The organism is Jeotgalicoccus coquinae (assembly GCF_014207425.1).
Taxonomy (GTDB): Bacteria; Bacillota; Bacilli; order Staphylococcales; family Salinicoccaceae; genus Jeotgalicoccus; species Jeotgalicoccus coquinae.
This window is the reverse complement of sequence record NZ_JACHFF010000001.1, coordinates 1,165,269-1,184,700: the sequence shown is the minus strand read 5'-3', so window position 1 is coordinate 1,184,700 and position 19,432 is coordinate 1,165,269. Positions and strand designations below refer to the sequence as shown.

12 protein-coding genes and 3 pseudogenes are annotated in these 19,432 nt (G+C 34.0%); all 15 read left to right on the top strand.

Features of this window, described 5'->3' with window-relative positions; translation table 11 throughout:
* The first annotated feature begins 5 nt into the window (after positions 1-5).
* Positions 6-3,020: a restriction endonuclease gene (locus tag HNR41_RS05745; protein ID WP_184282588.1), complete on the top strand. Its 3,015-nt coding sequence runs from the start codon at positions 6-8 to the stop codon at positions 3,018-3,020.
* Positions 3,021-3,388: 368 nt separating this feature from the next.
* Positions 3,389-4,033: a DUF4357 domain-containing protein gene (locus tag HNR41_RS05740; RefSeq protein WP_184282586.1), complete on the top strand. Its 645-nt coding sequence runs from the start codon at positions 3,389-3,391 to the stop codon at positions 4,031-4,033.
* Between the two features lie 110 nt (positions 4,034-4,143).
* Positions 4,144-5,457, top strand: coding sequence for a DUF262 domain-containing protein (locus tag HNR41_RS05735; protein WP_184282584.1), 1,314 nt, complete (start codon positions 4,144-4,146; stop codon positions 5,455-5,457).
* Entirely contained in the window at positions 5,457-7,235 is a 1,779-nt protein-coding gene (locus HNR41_RS05730; protein ID WP_184282582.1) for a DUF262 domain-containing protein, read from the top strand. Before HNR41_RS05735 ends, HNR41_RS05730 begins: the two co-directional genes overlap by 1 nt.
* Positions 7,236-7,510: 275 nt before the next feature.
* Positions 7,511-8,341, top strand: a pseudogene (locus tag HNR41_RS05725) (ABC transporter substrate-binding protein); the annotation flags it as partial.
* Between the two features lie 6 nt (positions 8,342-8,347).
* On the top strand, positions 8,348-8,488 hold the full coding sequence (locus HNR41_RS11400; RefSeq protein ID WP_229714910.1) for a hypothetical protein: 141 nt from the start codon (positions 8,348-8,350) through the stop codon (positions 8,486-8,488).
* Between the two features lie 110 nt (positions 8,489-8,598).
* On the top strand, positions 8,599-9,516 hold the full coding sequence (locus HNR41_RS05720) for an SIR2 family NAD-dependent protein deacylase (protein WP_184282581.1): 918 nt from the start codon (positions 8,599-8,601) through the stop codon (positions 9,514-9,516).
* Between the two features lie 3 nt (positions 9,517-9,519).
* Positions 9,520-10,545 (top strand): lipoate--protein ligase, encoded by a 1,026-nt coding sequence (gene lplA, locus HNR41_RS05715; RefSeq protein WP_184282578.1) that lies wholly within the window; start codon positions 9,520-9,522, stop codon positions 10,543-10,545.
* 55 nt (positions 10,546-10,600) lie between these two features.
* Positions 10,601-11,839, top strand: coding sequence for a M20 family metallo-hydrolase (locus HNR41_RS05710; RefSeq protein ID WP_184282576.1), 1,239 nt, complete (start codon positions 10,601-10,603; stop codon positions 11,837-11,839).
* Positions 11,840-11,863: 24 nt separating this feature from the next.
* Complete coding sequence (locus HNR41_RS05705) at positions 11,864-12,229, top strand: PH domain-containing protein (protein WP_184282574.1); 366 nt, start codon at positions 11,864-11,866, stop codon at positions 12,227-12,229.
* A 60-nt stretch (positions 12,230-12,289) separates the two neighbouring features.
* Complete coding sequence (locus HNR41_RS05700; protein WP_184282572.1) at positions 12,290-12,526, top strand: single-stranded DNA-binding protein; 237 nt, start codon at positions 12,290-12,292, stop codon at positions 12,524-12,526.
* 280 nt (positions 12,527-12,806) lie between these two features.
* A pseudogene (locus HNR41_RS05695) lies at positions 12,807-14,392 on the top strand (solute:sodium symporter family transporter).
* 127 nt (positions 14,393-14,519) lie between these two features.
* Entirely contained in the window at positions 14,520-16,604 is a 2,085-nt protein-coding gene (locus tag HNR41_RS05690) for a Mur ligase family protein (protein ID WP_184282570.1), read from the top strand.
* Complete coding sequence (locus HNR41_RS05685) at positions 16,585-18,219, top strand: poly(glycerol-phosphate) alpha-glucosyltransferase (protein WP_184282568.1); 1,635 nt, start codon at positions 16,585-16,587, stop codon at positions 18,217-18,219. Before HNR41_RS05690 ends, HNR41_RS05685 begins: the two co-directional genes overlap by 20 nt.
* Before the next feature lie 239 nt (positions 18,220-18,458).
* Positions 18,459-19,424 (top strand): annotated as a pseudogene (locus HNR41_RS11485) (adhesive domain-containing protein); the annotation flags it as partial.
* Between the last annotated feature and the right edge of the window lie 8 nt (positions 19,425-19,432).

Here is a 19,432-nt window from a genome sequence, read left to right as displayed (position 1 = left end):
ATAAAGTGGAAATAAAATTTGATGAATTAGATTACCAGCTTCAAGCTGTAGAATCTTCCGTAAATATATTCGAAGGCCAAACTATTCGAAATTCTGAGTTTACAGTGTCGGCAGTAACAAATGCTGTCGGTACAATGTTCGCGGAAGATGGTATTGGAATTGCAAATCGAATACATATTAATCCTGAGACAATGCTAAATAATGTTCGTAAGAGCCAAATAAAGAATGGGATTGCTCCGTCTGATAATTTACTAGGTAATGACTATACTTTTCCCATGTTTAATATTGAGATGGAGACAGGAACAGGCAAGACATACGTCTACTTTAAAACAATATTAGAATTATATGAAAAATATGGATTTTTAAAATTTATTATTGTTGTTCCTTCTGTTGCAATTAAGGAAGGAGTCTTAAAAACATTTGAAATGACTAAGGAAACTTTTGCCAAAAATCATCAAGGGGTTATATATGATTTATTTCCTTATGATAGTAGTAAATTAGATTGGATTAGACAATTTGCTACGGCAAATACAATTGATATTATGGTAATTACAATGGATAGTTTTAACAAAAAAAGTGAAGCCGGAGCTATTCTAGACAATAAAGGGAACACTAACGTGATTTACCGTCAAAGTGATCAGATTGGCGGAGAACGCGCAATTGATTTAATTGCAGAAACAAGGCCGTTTTTAATTATTGATGAACCGCAAGTAGTAGACAATACTAAACGCGCGCGTGATTCTATAGCTCGATTAAATCCATCGGTAGGTTTTCGATATTCTGCCACCCATAAAGATAAATCTTTTCCAACAATTTTTCGTTTAGGTGCAGTAGAAGCTTACGAAGAAGAATTGGTAAAACAAATAGAAGTAGCTTCTATAAACTTGGAAGAAGACGGTAATAAAGCGCATCTTAAATTACAAAATGTTGAGAACAAGAACGGGAAAATTTCTGCTCAAATTGAGGTGTATAAAAAAACAAAAGCCGGGGCAATTAAAGACACTATGAAATTCCAACAAGGGGATAACGTAGCTACTAAAACTAAACTACAAGTCTATGAAAAAGTCGGCATTATTCAAGATATTGATACGACACCTGGTCAGGAAGCTGTCTTTTTTGAAGGGGAGCCGTCAGTTATTACATTATCTTCAGCTACTCAAGAAGATTTAGAGCTAAAACGTCTGCAAATACGACGGACAATAAAAGCACATTTGGATAAAGAATTACGTTTGTTAGGTCAAGGGATTAAAGTATTATCATTGTTTTTCTTGGATCAGGTAAGCAATTATCGAATTTATACAGAAGAAGGTTTTAAAAAAGGACGTTATGCACAAATATTTGAAGAAGAATATGAAGCTTTAACTTCATTACCTGAATATTCAGAATTAAGAGATAAATCTGTATCAGTAGATGAAGTTCATGATGGATATTTTGCTAAAGATAATAAAGGTCAGTATAAAGAGTCCAAAACTGGTACAGCTAAAGCTGATGAAAGTACTTATGAGATTATCATGCGTGATAAAGAAGGCTTATTGACTCAATATAATTTAGAAGAAGGAAATGATGCACGAGCGCATAAAATAAGATTTATCTTTTCTCACTCTGCATTAAAAGAAGGATGGGACAATCCAAATGTTTTCCAAATCTGTACTTTGGTTGATACAAAGGATGAATTAACTAAACGTCAAAAAATTGGACGAGGTTTACGTATTGGGGTAAATCAAGATGGCAAGCGAGTTCCCGGGTTTGATGTGAATACTTTAACTGTTGTTGCAAATGAAAGTTACGAAGATTTTGCTCGTGAACTACAAACAGAATATGAAGAAGACGGGGTAGTTTTTGGAGTATTTGAAGATGATAGTTTTGCAACCATTATATTATCTTATAACCCAGTTTCTGATGAATATGATGCTTTAGGAAAAGAGCAATCAAAAAGATTGATTAAAGAAATGCAACAAAATGGGTATATTGATAGTAAACGTCATGCAACTGACAAGCTGCGTTTAGCGATTAAAAATGATGAAATTCAATTGAGCAAAAAATTCGAAGACATCAAAGAAGAAGTACTAGAAGTTGCTAGTAAAAAAGTACGTACATTGGAAATAAAAAATGCTGATGAAAAGGTAGCAATAAAAGTTAATAAGGAAGCATTATCTGAAGATTTTCTAGCATTATGGGAAAAGATAAAACATAAGACTACTTATCGTGTCAATTTTAATACAGAGCAACTTATACAGAATGTTCTCCATGGAACAAGCTATTATCCATATGGAGTAAAGGCTATAGAAGTAGACAAACCTTCTTATACTTTTAAATTAGGAAAATTACAAATTGATGATTCGGGAATCGAAGGCGTTGAAGAGTCAAACGCCAGTAACGAGACTCCTAAAGAAATTCACTATGAGTTACCTGATATTATCACTTTTTTACAAAATGAAACAAAGCTGACACGTAATACAATCACAACGATACTTTCCAAAGCTGGGAATTTAGAACAATTTAAAATCAATCCATTGAGCTACATGAATAAAGTTGCAAATATTATAGATTTACACAAACGATATCTTACGTTTGACGGTTTAGAATATCGTAAAGTTGAAAATGATTATTATGAGCAATCACTTTTTACCGATGAAACTCTTGAAGCCTATTTGGATAAAGATTTCAAAGTAGACACTACAAAAAATAAAACAACGCATGACTACGTTAAAGTTGATTCTAACATCGAGCGAGAATTTGCAAAAGATGCAGAACTTGATGAAAGCATCAAGTACTACATTAAGCTGCCAAGTGAGTTTAAGATTCGTACTCCATTAGGGAATTATAATCCCGATTGGGCAGTTCTCAAAGAAGAAGATAATGATCAACGACTATACTTTGTAATTGAAACTAAAGGTAGCATTGACCCATCACAATTGAGAGTCACAGAAAGCTTAAAAATTAATGCTGGTAAAAAGCACTTTAAAGCTGTAGATACAGGTGTTACGTTTAAGAAAGCTACTGATTTGAAGGAACTATAAATTAATTGACGTATTTAGTTGTAAACGAGACAAGGTCATTTAGATCTTGTCTTTTTACTAAATACAAATTTTATATATGTAAAAATAAAGGAGTGGATTTTCATTAATTCTGGAAAGTTAATTAGATTATTTCTTGTAGAAGGAGACCCTGATGGAATTGTTACAGCAGAAATTCAAAACATGACGATTTATGCTACTTCATTTCCACGCACAAAAATTAATGTATTTAAAAATCGAGTCGAAGCAAAAAAAAGCGGGTACGTACATTTTAAATAGGAGATAATATTGAAAATCCATTAAAGCCTATTGTATACGTTGGCGAAGGAGCACCGGTGTTCGAACGTATTAAAAGACATAACGAGTCAAGTATGAAAAAAGAATTTTGGGACAGAGCAATTGTGTTTTCGTCAAAAGATGATTATTTAACTAAAACTCAAATCCAATATTTAGAAGCAAAGTTAGTTAAAGAGATTAGGAAAATTCAAAGTACAATAACAGAAAATATACAGATTACAAAAGAACCTATTTTATCAGAGGTTGACCGTGCTGAAATGGAAGAATTTTATCAAGCTTTATCATTATTATTGAAGACCTTTGGATATGACTTTTTAGAAGAAAAATCGGTCAATCTAGATAATACTTCTGATAAAGAAACTGAAAAAAGTGAAGAAGGGTTCATGGAAGGAGTAGTGTTCAAATTTGAAATTAAGGATGCCGTTTCTTACATGAAGATTATAGATAACGATTATGTAGTACTAGAAGGTTCCACAATTGTTAAAGAGGGAAGACAAAACATTCCACCGGGAGTTTTGGAAGCTAGACAGACACTGATAAATAAAGGTTATCTAGTAAAAGATCAAAATAATAAATTATATAAATTGACTGAAAATTATGCGTTTCAAAGTCCTAGCTATGCGTCAGGATTTGTAGCAGGAGGAAATGATAACGGCTGGACTTCATGGAAATATAATGGGAAAACAATGTCAGAACTGGAAGATAATAATAACTTGTAGATTGGTGATTTTGCTATCAAATAAAATACCAATTTAGTGAGAAGCCATGTAATCAAATAGAGCACTTATAATTACCAAATACTTAATAAGAAAATATAGGGAGAGTCATAATGGCATTATTAAAAGATGAGTTAACAATAATATCGATAGGAGATTTACTTAGTATAGATTTAACATTGCCATCCTATCAGAGGCCCTACAGATGGAAAATTTCCTCTGCAAATACTTTGTTTATTGATACGTTTGAAGCTTACAAAAATAGTGTGGAAGAATATCGCTTAGGAACCGTTATTTTACATAAAAATTCGTCAGGTACTTACAATATTGTAGACGGCCAGCAAAGAATCACAACACTTTCTATTCTATTATATTCTCTAGGTGATAAAAAACAAAAAATGCTTGAAGAAACTTATAGTCAACTATCAAATGATGCAATTGTTAAAAATTTCCGAATCTTATCTAGAAGAATCAATGAATTAAATGATGATGAACAGAATAAATATAAAAACTATCTATTGGAACAATGCACCATGGTTCAAATTGTAACAGATAGTGAACAAGAAGCATTCCAATTTTTTGATTCTCAAAATACTCGTGGAAAAGAATTAGCGCCTCATGATTTATTGAAATCCTATCATTTGCGAGAAATGGATAAGGAATCCGAGGATTTAAAAGTTCAGATTATAAACCAATGGGAAAACATAAATACCAATATACTAAAAGATTTATTCAGTATATATATCTATCCGTTAACACAATGGTATATGTTGAGAGATGGATTAAATTATTCATCCACTAAAATTGATTCATTTAAGGGGATCAAAGGAAATAATATTTATAATTTTTCTCTCTATCACAAGGCGAGCAATTTATACGTGGAACAGTTTAATAAAAGTGGAAACAGTGAACTTCTGGCTTCTAATCATTTAAATCAATTTCAACTAACTCATCCTTTAATCGCTGGGAAAAGATTTTTTAATTATTCCCTCCACTATAAAGAGCTCTTGGAAAAGGTTCAAAATATAATTATTAACTTTCACAATACTGAGGGTGAGGCGATTCCAGACAGACGTTCTGGAGATATATACATAAAGCAATTGTATGAATCTGTTGCATTATTTTTTGCTGATCGGTTTGGTATAGAAAGTTTGACTAAGTCTGTGCTTCAGCAGTTATATACATGGAGTTATTCATTAAGATTAAGTATGTATGCGGTCTATCCTCAAACAATTAATAAATATGCAAATGGTCTACATGAACGAGTAAATGAAGGACTAGCAATGTTCTCAGTTATCAGTCAGATGAATGATCCAGAGGAATTAAAGTTAATCATACTTGAACAACCAGAAATAAGAGAGAATAATGGTGAAAGATATAAAGAGTCTTATAAATTATTATGTGAATGGAATGGGTGGTATAAATAATGACTAAAAATCCATTGCAACTACCAGTTTCTAAAGTTTTCGAGCATAACTATCAGGTGCCAATCTATCAACGTAACTATGCATGGACTGAAGTCGAAATCATTCAATTAATTGAAGATATTGATAGTTCAATTGAGAAGCCGGGTGAAAGTTATTTTTTAGGTAATTTAATTGTTAATCAATTTGATAATAATGCTTATGAAGTAATAGATGGTCAACAACGTCTAACCACATTGTATCTCTTAGGAAAATATTTAAATTTATCTATTCCACCTAGGGCATTACACTTTGAAGCTCGAGAGAAATCAAATCGAACATTAGAATATATAAGAGATGAAAAGAAGTCTGAATTAGTAGAAGAATTACTAACACCTGAAATTTTAAATGGATATCAAATTATTAGTAATTATTTTGATACGAAAAAAGTTAATAGAGAGACGTTTATTAGAAAATTAAAACAAGTATTTATAGTACGAGTACAAGTTCCGCCGAATATCGATCTTAATCATTATTTTGAAATAATGAATACTCGTGGTGAACAGCTTGAGCTTCATGAAATTGCTAAATCGAAGCTATTAGAAGTTTTAGAAACAGACAAAGAAAGAGATATTGCAGCTCTTATTTGGGAAAAATGTTCAGATATGAATTCTTATGTCCAAATGAATTTTGATAAAACTATTCGAGATAAAACATTTACTACAGATTGGTCTGCTTTAAAACAATCGATTAAGAATTTTAAAACTCTTGAAGATACTATATCAATAGAGAAAGAAATATTAGATACAATTTCACTAGGTGATATTTTAAATAAGAATAACCTATTACAAGAAGATCAGAATCAAGAGGAAGAAGATGAAAATAGACGATTTGAATCTACTATTACTTTTCCTAACTTTTTATTGCAAGTGAATGCAGTTATAAGTAATTTAGGAGAAGAAGATTCAACTCTTGATGACAAAAACTTTCTTAAAAATTTGTCATGGAACTGGAAATCATCAGATAATGCAAAAAACTTTTTATTTCATTTATTGAAATTACGTGTTCTTTTCGATAAATTAATTTTGAAACGGGAATTTGCAAGAGATTATAAAGAAACGGGTAGATGGTCATTACAACGGTTAGAAAAATATACTGATCAACACGGTGCTAAACCTAAATATGTAGGCACATTAGGGGAGAATGGGAATGACAATCAACAATTAAGAACTTTACAATCAAGTTTACGTATAACCTATACTTCACCTAAGACAATGCACTGGATTACAATTGCACTATCTAATTTATTAATAAATGAAAAAACTAATCTTATACAAATTTTAGAAGAATATTCAATGAAGAAAGTTGATGAATCTGATTATAAATTTAGTTCTGGATTTGGATTTGAGCGAATTGTATTTAGTTATCTTGACTACTTGATTTATAGAGATGGCTACTCATATGAGGGAAAAAACATTGTAACTCCGATGCAGGATAACTGGCAATTTCAGTTTAGAAATTCTATCGAACACTATCACCCACAAAATCCCATAGAGGGTGAAGAGTGGGATATAGAGAATCTGGATGATTTTGGTAACTTAGCATTAATTACCGTTTCTGGAAATTCTCGATTTTCTAACTTACCACCAAGTGGAAAAATTAGTTCATACCCAAGCATCATTAATCAGAGCATGAAATTGAAAATAATGGAATACATGACAAAAATTGATAATGGGAAGTGGACAGAAGAAAAAATGAAAACTCACAGAGATGAAATGTTTAGAGTTTTAATGAATGAATAAATCCTCTTACAAGCCACTATGTTAGTAGCCTCATCCGGATACTGATTAAATTACCAAGGTGAGACTCTTATTATCAATATAGGATATATATTGTCTCTTCTTCTTACAGATAATTTTTCAATAGAATTATGAACTGTTAATATTAGTTTACTTTGAAAAGTACTATTCTCATAAAACATAGGCGTATGCGTGAAAATTTAGTCTAAACCATTACCAAAACCATTACTGTATAACTTATAACGTTGTTGTGAAGGGGTTCAGATGAGCCCCCTCAGCTCGACGGTATTAATATTAGAGTTGTGGCACCTTCTTCAATTTCAAGTGCTCTTGAATCTAAAGATGTTGATGTCGCAGTGAACTTTCCGACAAACCAGTATCCTGATGTAGCAGATATGGAAGGGGTGGAATGGTTAGCCCAGATTGAACCTATTTATGATTACATTGGCTTTAAATACGGTATGTGGGATGCGGAAAATAGCACAGTAGATTCTAATATGGAAGAAGCTAAAATGGGAGATGTTGAACTGCGCCGTGCAATGTGGCATGCAATTGATAATAATGCAGTCGGCGAGCGTTTCTATAATGGTCTGCGCTGGAAAGCAACAACAATTATTCCGCCTTATCATAAAAATTTCCACAATGATGAAATTGAAACACCAGAATTTAATATCGATGAAGCAAATAATATTCTCGATGCAGCGGGATATGAAGATGTCGATGGAGACGGTATGCGAGAAGACCCTAACGGTGAACCGCTCGAAATCAACTTTGCTGCAATGTCAGGCGGGGATACATCTGAACCACTGGCAAACTATTATATTCAGCAGTGGCAAAGTATCGGACTTGATATCGATAAACTTAACGGCAGACTGATTGAATACAACACATTCTACGATATGCTTGAAAATGATGATCCCGGTATTGATGTATTTTTAGCAGGATGGTCTGTAGGAACTGATGTAGATCCAACAGCACTGTACGGAGCAGATGCACCATATAATTACATTAGATACGAGTCTGATAATAATACTGAACTTCTGACACGAGGAATGTCAGAAGAAGCACTTGATATCGATAAACGGATTGAAATTTATAAAGAATGGTAGGAACTCATGGTGGAAGATGTAGCTGTAATACCGACAGTCTACCGTTCTTCTGTCTACCCAGTTGGAGATAACGTTGTGAACTACGGCGTTGAAATAGGATTTAATGAAGAAACAGCATTATATAATGTCGGTCTTGCAGAAGAATAATTAAATATATTTAAGTCTAAAACATGGTGATTAATATAATCATCGTGTTTTTTAATTTGTTATAGTAGTTTAAAGAGAAATTTTAACTATTTATAAAAGGACTGAAGGTTATGTGTGAAACATCATGGCAGGTGCTAAGTAAAGGTAAAGATTTAACCGCATCAAGCAAGTTGAATATGGCGCTGGATGAAGCAGATGCTGTATTAATCGGTGCCGGTGCCGGAATGGCTGCGGCTGATGGTTTTACATATGCAGGACCGAGGTTTACAGAAAGTTTTCCGGACTTTATCGAAAAATACCGGTGGCTGGATATGTTTCAGGCAAGTGTGTTTGAGTTTGAAAGCCTAAATGAAGAGTGGGCATTTTTCAGCCGTTTTGTTGATTTAAATTATATGAGCCAGCCGCTTGGTGAGTCCTATGTCCGTCTTAAAGAATTACTTGAAGGCAGAAATTATCATATTATTACATCCAATGCAGACAATGCATTTGAAATCGCAGGTTTTGATCAGGACAAAGTATTTGATGTCCAGGGTAAATATAATCTGCTGCAGTGTTCAAGGGGATGCAGTCTTGAACGATTTAACAATGAAGAATTAATGAAAAATATGATAGAACAGCAGCAGAACATGAAAGTCCCGGATGAGCTGATTCCGTACTGCCCGGAATGCGGTGCATCGATGGAACTGAACAGACGCAATCATACCGACTGGATGGTTGAGGATGATAAATTCTTTAAAGACCAAAAGCTGTTTCATAATTTTTTAGACCATAATATAAATAAAAAACTGTTAATACTGGAACTGGGATGCGGCTATATGGCACCGCAGGTGATTAAACATCCGTTTCAGCAAATGACGGAAAATCGAAATAATGCATTATATATGACTGTGAACTTAAAAGATTACAGAATACCGCCTGCAATCAGAGAACGGTCAGTATGGCTGCAGGAAGATATTAAAGAACTGTTATTAAATGTTCAAAAGGAACAGCAGTTTACTAAAAAGAAAACTTACGAAACGGAGTACTAGTCAATGTATCTTATAGAAGTTAAACGCAACGGAAAGTACATATACGACGGAGCAGTCGCTCTTGCTGTGCAGGTCTATGCCCAGAAAAATTTATTTTTAGGTGAAGACATGGTCTTTCCATATTTAACAAAACCGCTGGTCCAGGTCGGCCGCTATCAAAATGCACGGGAAGAAGCGAATCTTGAATATATGAAAGAACACGGTATTAATCTGGTGAGAAGAGATACCGGAGGCGGTACGATTTATCTCGATATGGGCGGAGTGAATTTCTGTTTTGTCAGCGACAATACCGATGTGAGTGCGGATATTAACTTTGACCGGATGTATGAACCTGCGATTCAAATACTCAAAGAACTCGGTTTAAAAAATGTTGAAAAGAGCGGGCGTAATGATCTTCATGTAGATGGGAGAAAAGTATCAGGCGGTGCGATGAATGTCGTAAATGGGCGGACATACAGCGGATATTCGCTGCTGCTTGATGTCGATGAAGAGAAGATGGAAAAATCGCTGAAACCAAACAAAAAGAAAATGGAATCCAAAGGCATCAAATCTGTCAGAAAGAGAGTAATTTCCTTAAGAGAATATTTAGATGAAGAATATAAAAATCTGTCCAGTATTGAATTCTGCGAACTGATGATTTTAAAAATATTCAACGCAGCCGACAGAAGTGAAATAAAAACCTATGAGCTGACTGATAAAGACTGGGCCGGAATTGATAAGTTAATGGCTGAAAAGTACAGCAGCTGGGACTGGACTTTCGGGAAATCACCGCGATTTAAATATTCAAAAGACGGCAGATTTTCAATCGGTACTCTGGATATTACGCTCGATGTAGACTCAGGTATCGTCCAGCATGCTAAGATTTACGGTGACTTTTTCGGCAGCCGTGAAATCAGAGATGTGGAAAAAGTTCTTGATGGCGTCAGACTGAAAGAGGAAGACTTATTGGAGGCACTTTCCTCTATAGATTTACAGAAATATCTTGGCAGTATTACAAAAGAAGAAATTGTTAATTTAATCTTGGAATAAGTTCGGAGCTAAAGGGTATTTATTAAGAAAGCATTTAAAAAGGGGCGCTTCTATAGTGGAACATTTAAAAATAAATGGAGACAGATTGCTAAACAGAATTAATGAACTCGGAGAAGTTGGACGTAATGAAAAAGGTCAGTTAATCAGACTGGCACTCTCGGATGAAGATAAAGAGGGCAGAGATTTACTGGTCAGCTGGTTTAATGAACTGGACTTAAAAATAGAAGTGGACCGTTTTGGTAATATTTTTGCGACATGGGAAGAAGAACATAACAAAGGTGAGAAACCGTTAATGCTAGGCTCGCATATCGACTCTGTAATCGATGCAGGGATTTATGACGGCAGTTACGGCGTATTATCAGGACTGGAAACCGTGCAGACATTAAAAGAAAACAATGTTAAAACAAACAGACCGGTAACGATTGCTGCATTTACGAATGAAGAAGGCGTACGCTTCCCGCCAAGCATGCTTGGTTCGCTGGTATATTCGGGTGATCTGGACATCGATAAAGCACTGGATACCATCAGTATCGACGGACTCAGATTAGGTGATGAACTGGAGCGTATCGGTTATGCAGGTGACAATGAACCTGGATTTATAGAACCGGAAGCTTATATTGAACTGCATATTGAACAAGGACCTGTACTCGACAAAGAAGGTTTTGAGATTGGCGCAGTTCACAATCTGCAGGGAAACTCGAGACGTGAAATTACCTTTACAGGTGAAGCGAACCATGCGGGATCTACACCGAACTACTTACGTAAAGATCCGATGCAGGCAGTGACACACTTTATGTCGACGCTGTATAACTATATTAATAAAAATGGTCTCGATACAGTAGCAACACTGGGATCAATCCAGCTTGAACCAAATGCGGCAACGATTATTCCGTCGAAAGCTACTTTCACGCTGGATATGAGAAGTCCGTCAGAGAAAGGGTTCGATGAAGCACAGCAGCTGGTACGTGACACTCTGGATGAAATTAAAGCAGAAGGAAAAATAGGTGTGCAGGCAACTGAATTTGCGATTTTCGAACCGGTGACATTTGACAAGACAATCGTAGAAAATATCGTTGCAGCTGCAGGGGACTTAAAATTGAGCTCAAAACTGATGACATCAGGTGCAGGACACGACGCTCAGATGATTAACAGAATTGCACCTTCAGCAATGATTTTTGTGCCAAGTAAAGATGGTGTCAGTCATAATCCGATGGAATATACGTCTCCGGAGCAGCTTGTAAACGGTGCGAATGTACTGTTGCTGACAGCAGGCAGACTGCTTGACGCTAAATAAAACTAATAAGGCAGGGATTATATTATGGAAATGAACAACATTCTGGAAGTCACATTGTTCAGTGAAATTCCAGTGCCGGAAGATATAAATGAGATGCTCGTAAATGGCGAAGAAGCGGTTGCATCATACAAAACATTCCGCGACAGTGTCACATTTACGACTAAACGAATTATAGTACGTGACTCACAGGGTATGACTGGTAAAAAAGTTGAAATTTACTCAATACCATACAAAATTATCGATATATGGTCTTCGGAAAATGCCAGAGGCATGTTTGATTTAAATGCTGAAATCGAACTGTGGACGAGAACCGGACGCTTTAAAATTAAACTGGATAAGAAAATTGATATCCGGGAAATCGATATGCTGATTGCCAACGCAGTACTGTAACTGTTAGTCGGCTTGAAAATCGGGTATTACTAATCTAATCAAAAATTTGAGGTGGTAACAATGGCAAAAAATGAGGAAAAGATTATTAAAAAAGCATGGCAGGAAACGAAGAACTTAAAAGAGGGCGAAGTATTTCTGCTTAAGGACCTTTTTAAAGGCTATAAATGGAACCGTCTGGAAATGGAAATGCGAAGCAGCTTAGGGCGACTGTTTTTAGAAAAAGTACAGAAGAAAAAATCAGTTGAAGCAATTGAAAAGACGTCCTCTCATCAGCAGCAGTACAGAAAGCTAGGATAAGAATTATAAGGACCAGGTATGACACTGGTTCTTTTTATTATAAAATAATGTTACGTATTAATAATATTGAAATATTTCATTTAAAACGATAATATAATACAATTAAAAGTATTCAATTTGGAATTGTATGACACATAAAGAGGTGGAAATTTTAGATATGGACCCCAGGATTTTAACGGAGTTTGATATCATTGCTAAATTTACTTATTCTTTATTTAAGAGCTGAATGAACTGCTTATTGATTAACATCATTAAATAGGAGAGATTTAGCTTTGAGTGTTTGTCTATTATTATATTTTTAACAGTAATTATCGGCGTGGCACTATATGCATATTTCAGATCAAGAAGCGTAAATAAAAAAGTGCATCCGGATACTTTATGGGCGGACACAGCCTGACCGGTTTTGCGGTAGCATCAACAATAATCATGACAAACTTATCAACCGAACAGCTCGTCGGACAGAATGGCCAGAGCTTTGTTGCAGGTATGGAAGTTATGGCATGGGAAGTCACAGCAGCAGTCGCAGTAGTGCTTCTGTGCTGGGTGTTTTTACCTAAATACTTAAGATACGGTATCAGTACGATCTCGGAATTTATCGAGATGCGTTACGATGTATTTACTAAAAGACTCGTATCTATGTTATTTATATTTACTTATGTAGTTTCCTTTCTGCCGGTAGTCTTATATTCAGGCTCACTGGTGTTTAATCAGCTGTTTAATGTCAGCGAATTTTTGAATGTAAGTGATAATACAGCTGTTATTATTATCGCAGCTGTAATCGGTACAGTAGGAATTCTCTATTTATTTATAGGCGGACTGTCATTGAGTGCATACAGCGATACATTATACGGAATCGGTTTAATAGTCGGCGGACTTATCGTTACGATACTTGCACTTAAGTATCTGGGGAGCGGAAGTTATCTTCAGGGATTCGACCATATTGTAAAAGAAACACCTGAGAAATTAAACGCCTGGGGTGCAGTTGACTCAACGATTGTACCGTGGCCAATATTATTTTTCGGAATGTTATTTAACAATTTATTCTTCTGGTGTACGAATCAGATGATTGTCCAAAAATCACTGGCAGCTAAAAGCTTGAAAGAAGCACAAAAAGGCGCGATATACTTAAGCATATTTAAAATATTCGGTGCGCTGTTCTTAGTGCTGCCGGGTATTATTGCATATAATATTTTTAACGGTAATGTAGGTGGTACAGCAGATAACGCCTATCCGATGCTGATCAGTGCAATATTGCCGGAATGGGCATACGGACTATTCGGTGCGATTATCTTCGGTGCAATACTGAGCTCATTTATAGGTGCATTGAACAGTACGGTGACATTGTTCTCACTGGACTTTTATAAATCATTTATTAATAAAAACGCTTCAGACAGAAGAGTGTCATATGTCGGGAGAATTACGACAATCGTTGTCGGTGTAATTGTGGTAATACTCGCGCCGGTAATTTCACTGTTCCCGTCAGGACTGTATGCAGTAGTGCAGCAGTTTAACGGAATATACAGTCTGCCGGTATTAATATTGGTAGTCGTCGGATTCTTTGCGAAGAAGACATCAAAACTGGGTGCAAAAGTAACATTTATAACGCATATCATATTATATGCATCAGTAAACCTGTTTTTAGAAGACGTACATTATTTATATATATTAAGCGTGCTGTTCTTTATAGATCTGGCAGTACTGCTGATATTTAATAGGTTATATCCATCGAACGAATTTGATTTAAACTCAGACTTCTCGAAAGTGGATATGACACCATGGAAATACAGATATGTCGCAGGAATTGCAGTCCTTGCAGTTGTTGTCGGCAGTTATATAATCTTTTCACCGCTAGGAATAGCGGCTTAGAGATGGAAGAGCAGATGAGAATCTGCTCTTTTTTTATTTGTATATAAAATTTATAAAAATTAGAAAATACGGTATGATGTGCTTATATAGTTTAATAAAGGAGGTATTAATTATTTTGGTGTGTTCAGTGAAAACCTTAAATAATATACTTAAAGGCAAAATTATAGGTAATTATAATCAAGAGAATAATGAAATTAATGATTTTGAATATATATATGGATTAGTATCAAACTCTCAGACAGCCTTCATATCTATACCGTCACATCGTTGGGCCGATCTTACTGGGAAAAACTCTAAATTAAAAGATGGAAATAGTTATATTAATTTTAATAAACAAAAGCCTGGATTAATTATCACTGAAGAAGAATACGATGACAAAGAGGTTCCCCAGATAATTGTTAGTAATATTATAGATGCAATGAAAAAAATAGCACTTTACATGAGAGAAAATTATAAAAATCCTCTTGTTGCCATAACTGGTTCTAATGGGAAAAGTTCAACTAGATTAATGTTAGGACATTTATTGTCAGATTACGAAATATTTCAGAACAGAGGGAATAATAACACCAGAAGTGCAATATGGTTGAATTTATGTAAACTCGTTAAAAATCCAGACTTTGCGCTATTTGAGATATCATTAAATGCATTAAATAATCGAGGAAATATGAGCCTAGTTGTAAAGCCGGATATTGCCATATTAACAAATATAGGTGAAGCTCATTTATCTACTTTAAAGGATACAAAAACAGTTGCTGAATTTAAAAGCAGAATTTTTGAAGGGATAAGTGAAAATGGAACCATTATAATAAATGATGATACCTTACATAGCGACTTTCTATATGAAAAAGCATTGTTAAATACTAAAAACATAATCAAATATAGTATGAAAAATTCATATGATATTTTAAGAAATGTGCATAGTTATGCCAGTAAAGGTCAACAGACAGTGAATGTTGAAATAAAAGAAGAAAAGTATTCCTATAATATAAATATGTTAGGAAAAGGAATGGTTGAGAATTCTATTGCATCTATGCTGGTTTTAAAAGTTTTAAATATAAATCTTAACAGCGTTCTAGATAAATTTAATGATTTTAAATCACTTCCAAAGGTAATGGAAATAAAAACTATTGTGAATAAACATAATCAAAATATTACTGTAATTGATGATACTCATAATGCATCTTTACCATCATATATAAATGCAGTAGAAAGTTTTAACCAACAGTCAAGATTTTATAAAGGTAACAAAGTTTTGATACTTGGAAAAATCAGCGATATGGGTGACGAAACGTTAGATATACATAATAGAATTGTACCGTTGATTGAGAAAAGTGATGCAGATTATATTTTATGCATTGATGATCCAATGCGAGCAGTTACTGTTCAAGTGAAAAATAAAAGTATTACCTGGTATAAAGACCGAGATCTGATGTTAAAAGATATTATGTTTTTCCTAAATGATGATTCTTTAATATTATTTAAATCGTCTGTAACAGATTCTGACTTGCCTGTCATTGCAGCCAAATTCCCGTACAAATACAAAATGTCTGAATATAAATATGACGAGAAAGTTTTTAAAACGATAGGTAATCACGGTAAATCATATCTGGTTGTGGACAATAATCAAAAAAGAATAGTGTCGAGTGAGAATCTTAAAAATACAGGAACTATAGAAGGTCTTAACTTATTAATTTATTACATTAGGTACCATGAATTGTTAATAAAAAATGAAATTATCCTCTCTAAGAAAATTCGCTTCTCTGAATGGCCGACTAATGATGAAAAGTATAATAGAAGCACTATTATGAGTATAGAAAAATTGCTAGATGAAATTCAGGAAGTTAAACATCCTACATTAACTTATGAGTTCTCAAAGTTGCTTTTCAAAACACCTTTGGAAAGAATAAAGTATATTTCAAGATTTATAGAGAATAATAATCTTAATCCTTCGGTATCTGTTAATAGGACTGGAAGGTTCAGAATTAAAGAAAGGCAGAGTTTCACTGTAGAAGAACTTGCTTTAATTTCAGAAAACTATAGAGAATTATTAGGAGATAGAAGTTATATTTTTGGAGATAAATTCTATCATGGAATAGTGTTGAAAAATAATATAATTGGATGCTTTACATCTTTCTCAGACTATAAAGAAGTAACAAATTTTGTAGAAAAAATTGAAAAAGGGGAATATATTAATGAATTTGAAGCTAATTGAAAACTTAAGGCAACAGAATGCCAAGAATGAATCAAAATGGATCTTTATTTCTCTTGGTTTTATGAACAGGAGAGCTCATGTTTTCAAAGTGAAGAACAATAACTATATAGAGAATAATATTCAAGATGAAATATTAAAGTTATCACAAAGTGGTTATGAGACTGAGTGGATAAGAGTAGACTTTATAAAATCACTAGTTGAAGTTCCATTCATGGAAGTAATCGAAGAACTTCCAAAAATTAGAAGGAACTATGTCGATTTCGGTATAGCATTCGATTCAAATTTTATATTGTCTTTTCTGCCAGAAGAAATTAATGCAAATGCATTTGTTAGACCAATTCCAGGTAAAGATCACCAATCATTATTTGTATGCGAAAAAAACATCAATACATACCTAAAGAAATTTAAATCTTATAGAGGTATATATTTCCATAAGAAATATGTGAATAAAAACATTTTTAAATTTTATACACAAGGATACTTATTAAATAATGATGAGGTAATAGAATTAATTCCTGAAGGCAACATGCATGGAATTAGGAAGGTTGAAGAAAATGAAAGGAAAGACGAATATAATAGAATGATTAAATCAGCCACTGAATATTTACTGAACCAGATTAAGGATTCGGGGAGATATGAATATGGCAGATTTCCTCACTTTGATAAAAAAATCGCTTTTTATAATATGCTTAGACACGCATCCTCAACATATTCATTGCTAGAGGGTTTGGAGTATCTAGAAGATGAATCAGGTATTGAGCAAGCAAAAGAAACACTTGATTATATGTTGGAAAATAATTTATATATCGATCCGGCAGAAAAAGAAGCAGCATACATTTTTGATGATACAAATAAATTAAATGAAATTAAACTTGGTCAAAATGGGGTGGCATTGGTTGCACTGACAAAATATATGTCTATGACAAATAGTGATGAATATATGGGGGTGGCTCGTAAGCTTGCTAGAGGGACAATGAGAATGATAGGTGAAGAAGGAGATACGGTTCACGTATTAAATTATCCTGAACTTACAGTTAAAGAAGAAAAACGAGTGATTTACTATGACGGTGAAGCGGCATTTGGACTGATGAGACTGTACCAGATGGACGAAAATCCTGAATGGCTGGAGTATGTAGAAATACTCTTCAATCATTTTATAGAAAAAGACTATTGGAAATATTCGGATCACTGGCTGAGTTATTGTACTTACGAGCTCACGAAAGTTAAACCAGAAGAAAAATACTTTATATTTGGACTGAAAAACGTATCAAAACGGCTGGATTTCATTAATAAGCGAGAGACAACATTTCCGACATTTCTTGAAATGCTTATGGCTGGATACAATATGGTTGAGCTGATGAAAGAGAAAGGACTCGAAGATTTAATCAAAGAGCACCTCGATGAAGAAAAATTTAATAAAATAATTGAAAAAAGAGCAGACTATCAAAGAACTGGATATTTTTATCCGGAAATAGCAATGTATTTTAAAAACCCGGAAAGTGTACTGGGAAGCTTTTTCATCAAACATCATGGCTATAGAGTAAGGATTGATGATGTACAACATTATATTTCTGGATACATTCAATACAAAAATAACTTTAATTGTAAAAAATGAGTGAAAATTTACAAAAGCGTGACAAATAAAAAAATATTCTGATATAATGGAAAATGTAACAAATATATTTCTTTAATGGGAATATTTGTTACATTTTTTGTACTATAGTTAAGAAATTCTATTTTTTTAAGGAGGAATTTTTATTGTCGAACAATGATAGAAAGAAGAAGTTGAAGAATTACGATTATAAGAAAGCATTAAATCGTAAGTCCGAACACTCTCTTTTTAAGAAAATCGGGATGACCGTAGTGGCAGCCAATCTTATGATTGCTCCCCTTGGACCATACATAGATTACTTCAGTGGTCATACCAATGTTGAAAATGTAGCATACGCTCAATCGTTATCTGAAGTTCAGATATTAACTGGAGTTGATATCTCTGCTGAACTTTCAGAAACAACTGAGCCTTATGATTACAACATGAGTCTTGGCTTTGTCGGGAATGGTTTAGCTGATGTTGAATTAATTAGTCCGAACAGAAAAGTTGTATTTTATGCGCCAGAACTTTCAGCTGAAGACCTTTATCAAAATGGACAAGCTAATATCACTATACAAATGCTTCCAATTAATTTAGAAGAAGACTTACCAGCGTTATATACTGCTATAGGAGGGATCACTGGAGATCTTACTTCTACGGTCAATGAACTAGTGGGAATAGTTGACCAGTATATTCTCAATAACCCATTGATTGGTATATCAGGTGTGCCAGAATTAGTGGCTGCATTGGATGTGTTAAACAATCTTGACGCTTCTTTACAGAACTTGACAACGGAAGAACTTACTGTTGATTATACCATAGGAGCAAATGGTGAAATTATTGTTGAGTTCCCTGATGATTTAGCAGCACATCTTACAACTTTAGTGAATGATGTTGTAATCGATGCTCTAAATGGTGTTGGAACAGCTATTGGAAATATTAAAACAACGGGTCTTATAGGTGGAACTTTAGGTTTCCTGCTGAACCCTGTACTAAATACGCTTGGGAATACAGTTACAACTGCTATAAATCCATTAGTAGAAAATCTAGTTGACGGTACATTAGATATAACATCACAATTAGCTAGTGCTCAAGTATTGGGTCAGACAGAGGTTGAACTCGACGTATTTGTAAACCAACCTGCTAATGTTACTGGTCCGATTGAAATTAAAGGGATTGGAATTGAAGATACAACGGTAGATATTTCATTGTTTGATGAAGCTGAAAATTCAGTAAT

What these genes read in the sequence shown, in the direction of transcription:
- HNR41_RS11400 (WP_229714910.1), top strand. Translation starts at nt 8,348, where the DNA reads ATGGTGGAAGATGTAGCTGTAATACCGACAGTCTACCGTTCTTCTGTC.
- HNR41_RS05730 (WP_184282582.1), top strand. Translation starts at nt 5,457, where the DNA reads ATGACTAAAAATCCATTGCAACTACCAGTTTCTAAAGTTTTCGAGCAT.
- HNR41_RS05700 (WP_184282572.1), top strand. Translation starts at nt 12,290, where the DNA reads ATGGCAAAAAATGAGGAAAAGATTATTAAAAAAGCATGGCAGGAAACG.
- HNR41_RS05740 (WP_184282586.1), top strand. Translation starts at nt 3,389, where the DNA reads ATGAAAAAAGAATTTTGGGACAGAGCAATTGTGTTTTCGTCAAAAGAT.
- lplA (WP_184282578.1), top strand. Translation starts at nt 9,520, where the DNA reads ATGTATCTTATAGAAGTTAAACGCAACGGAAAGTACATATACGACGGA.
- HNR41_RS05720 (WP_184282581.1), top strand. Translation starts at nt 8,599, where the DNA reads ATGTGTGAAACATCATGGCAGGTGCTAAGTAAAGGTAAAGATTTAACC.
- HNR41_RS05685 (WP_184282568.1), top strand. Translation starts at nt 16,585, where the DNA reads ATGAATTTGAAGCTAATTGAAAACTTAAGGCAACAGAATGCCAAGAAT.
- HNR41_RS05735 (WP_184282584.1), top strand. Translation starts at nt 4,144, where the DNA reads ATGGCATTATTAAAAGATGAGTTAACAATAATATCGATAGGAGATTTA.
- HNR41_RS05705 (WP_184282574.1), top strand. Translation starts at nt 11,864, where the DNA reads ATGGAAATGAACAACATTCTGGAAGTCACATTGTTCAGTGAAATTCCA.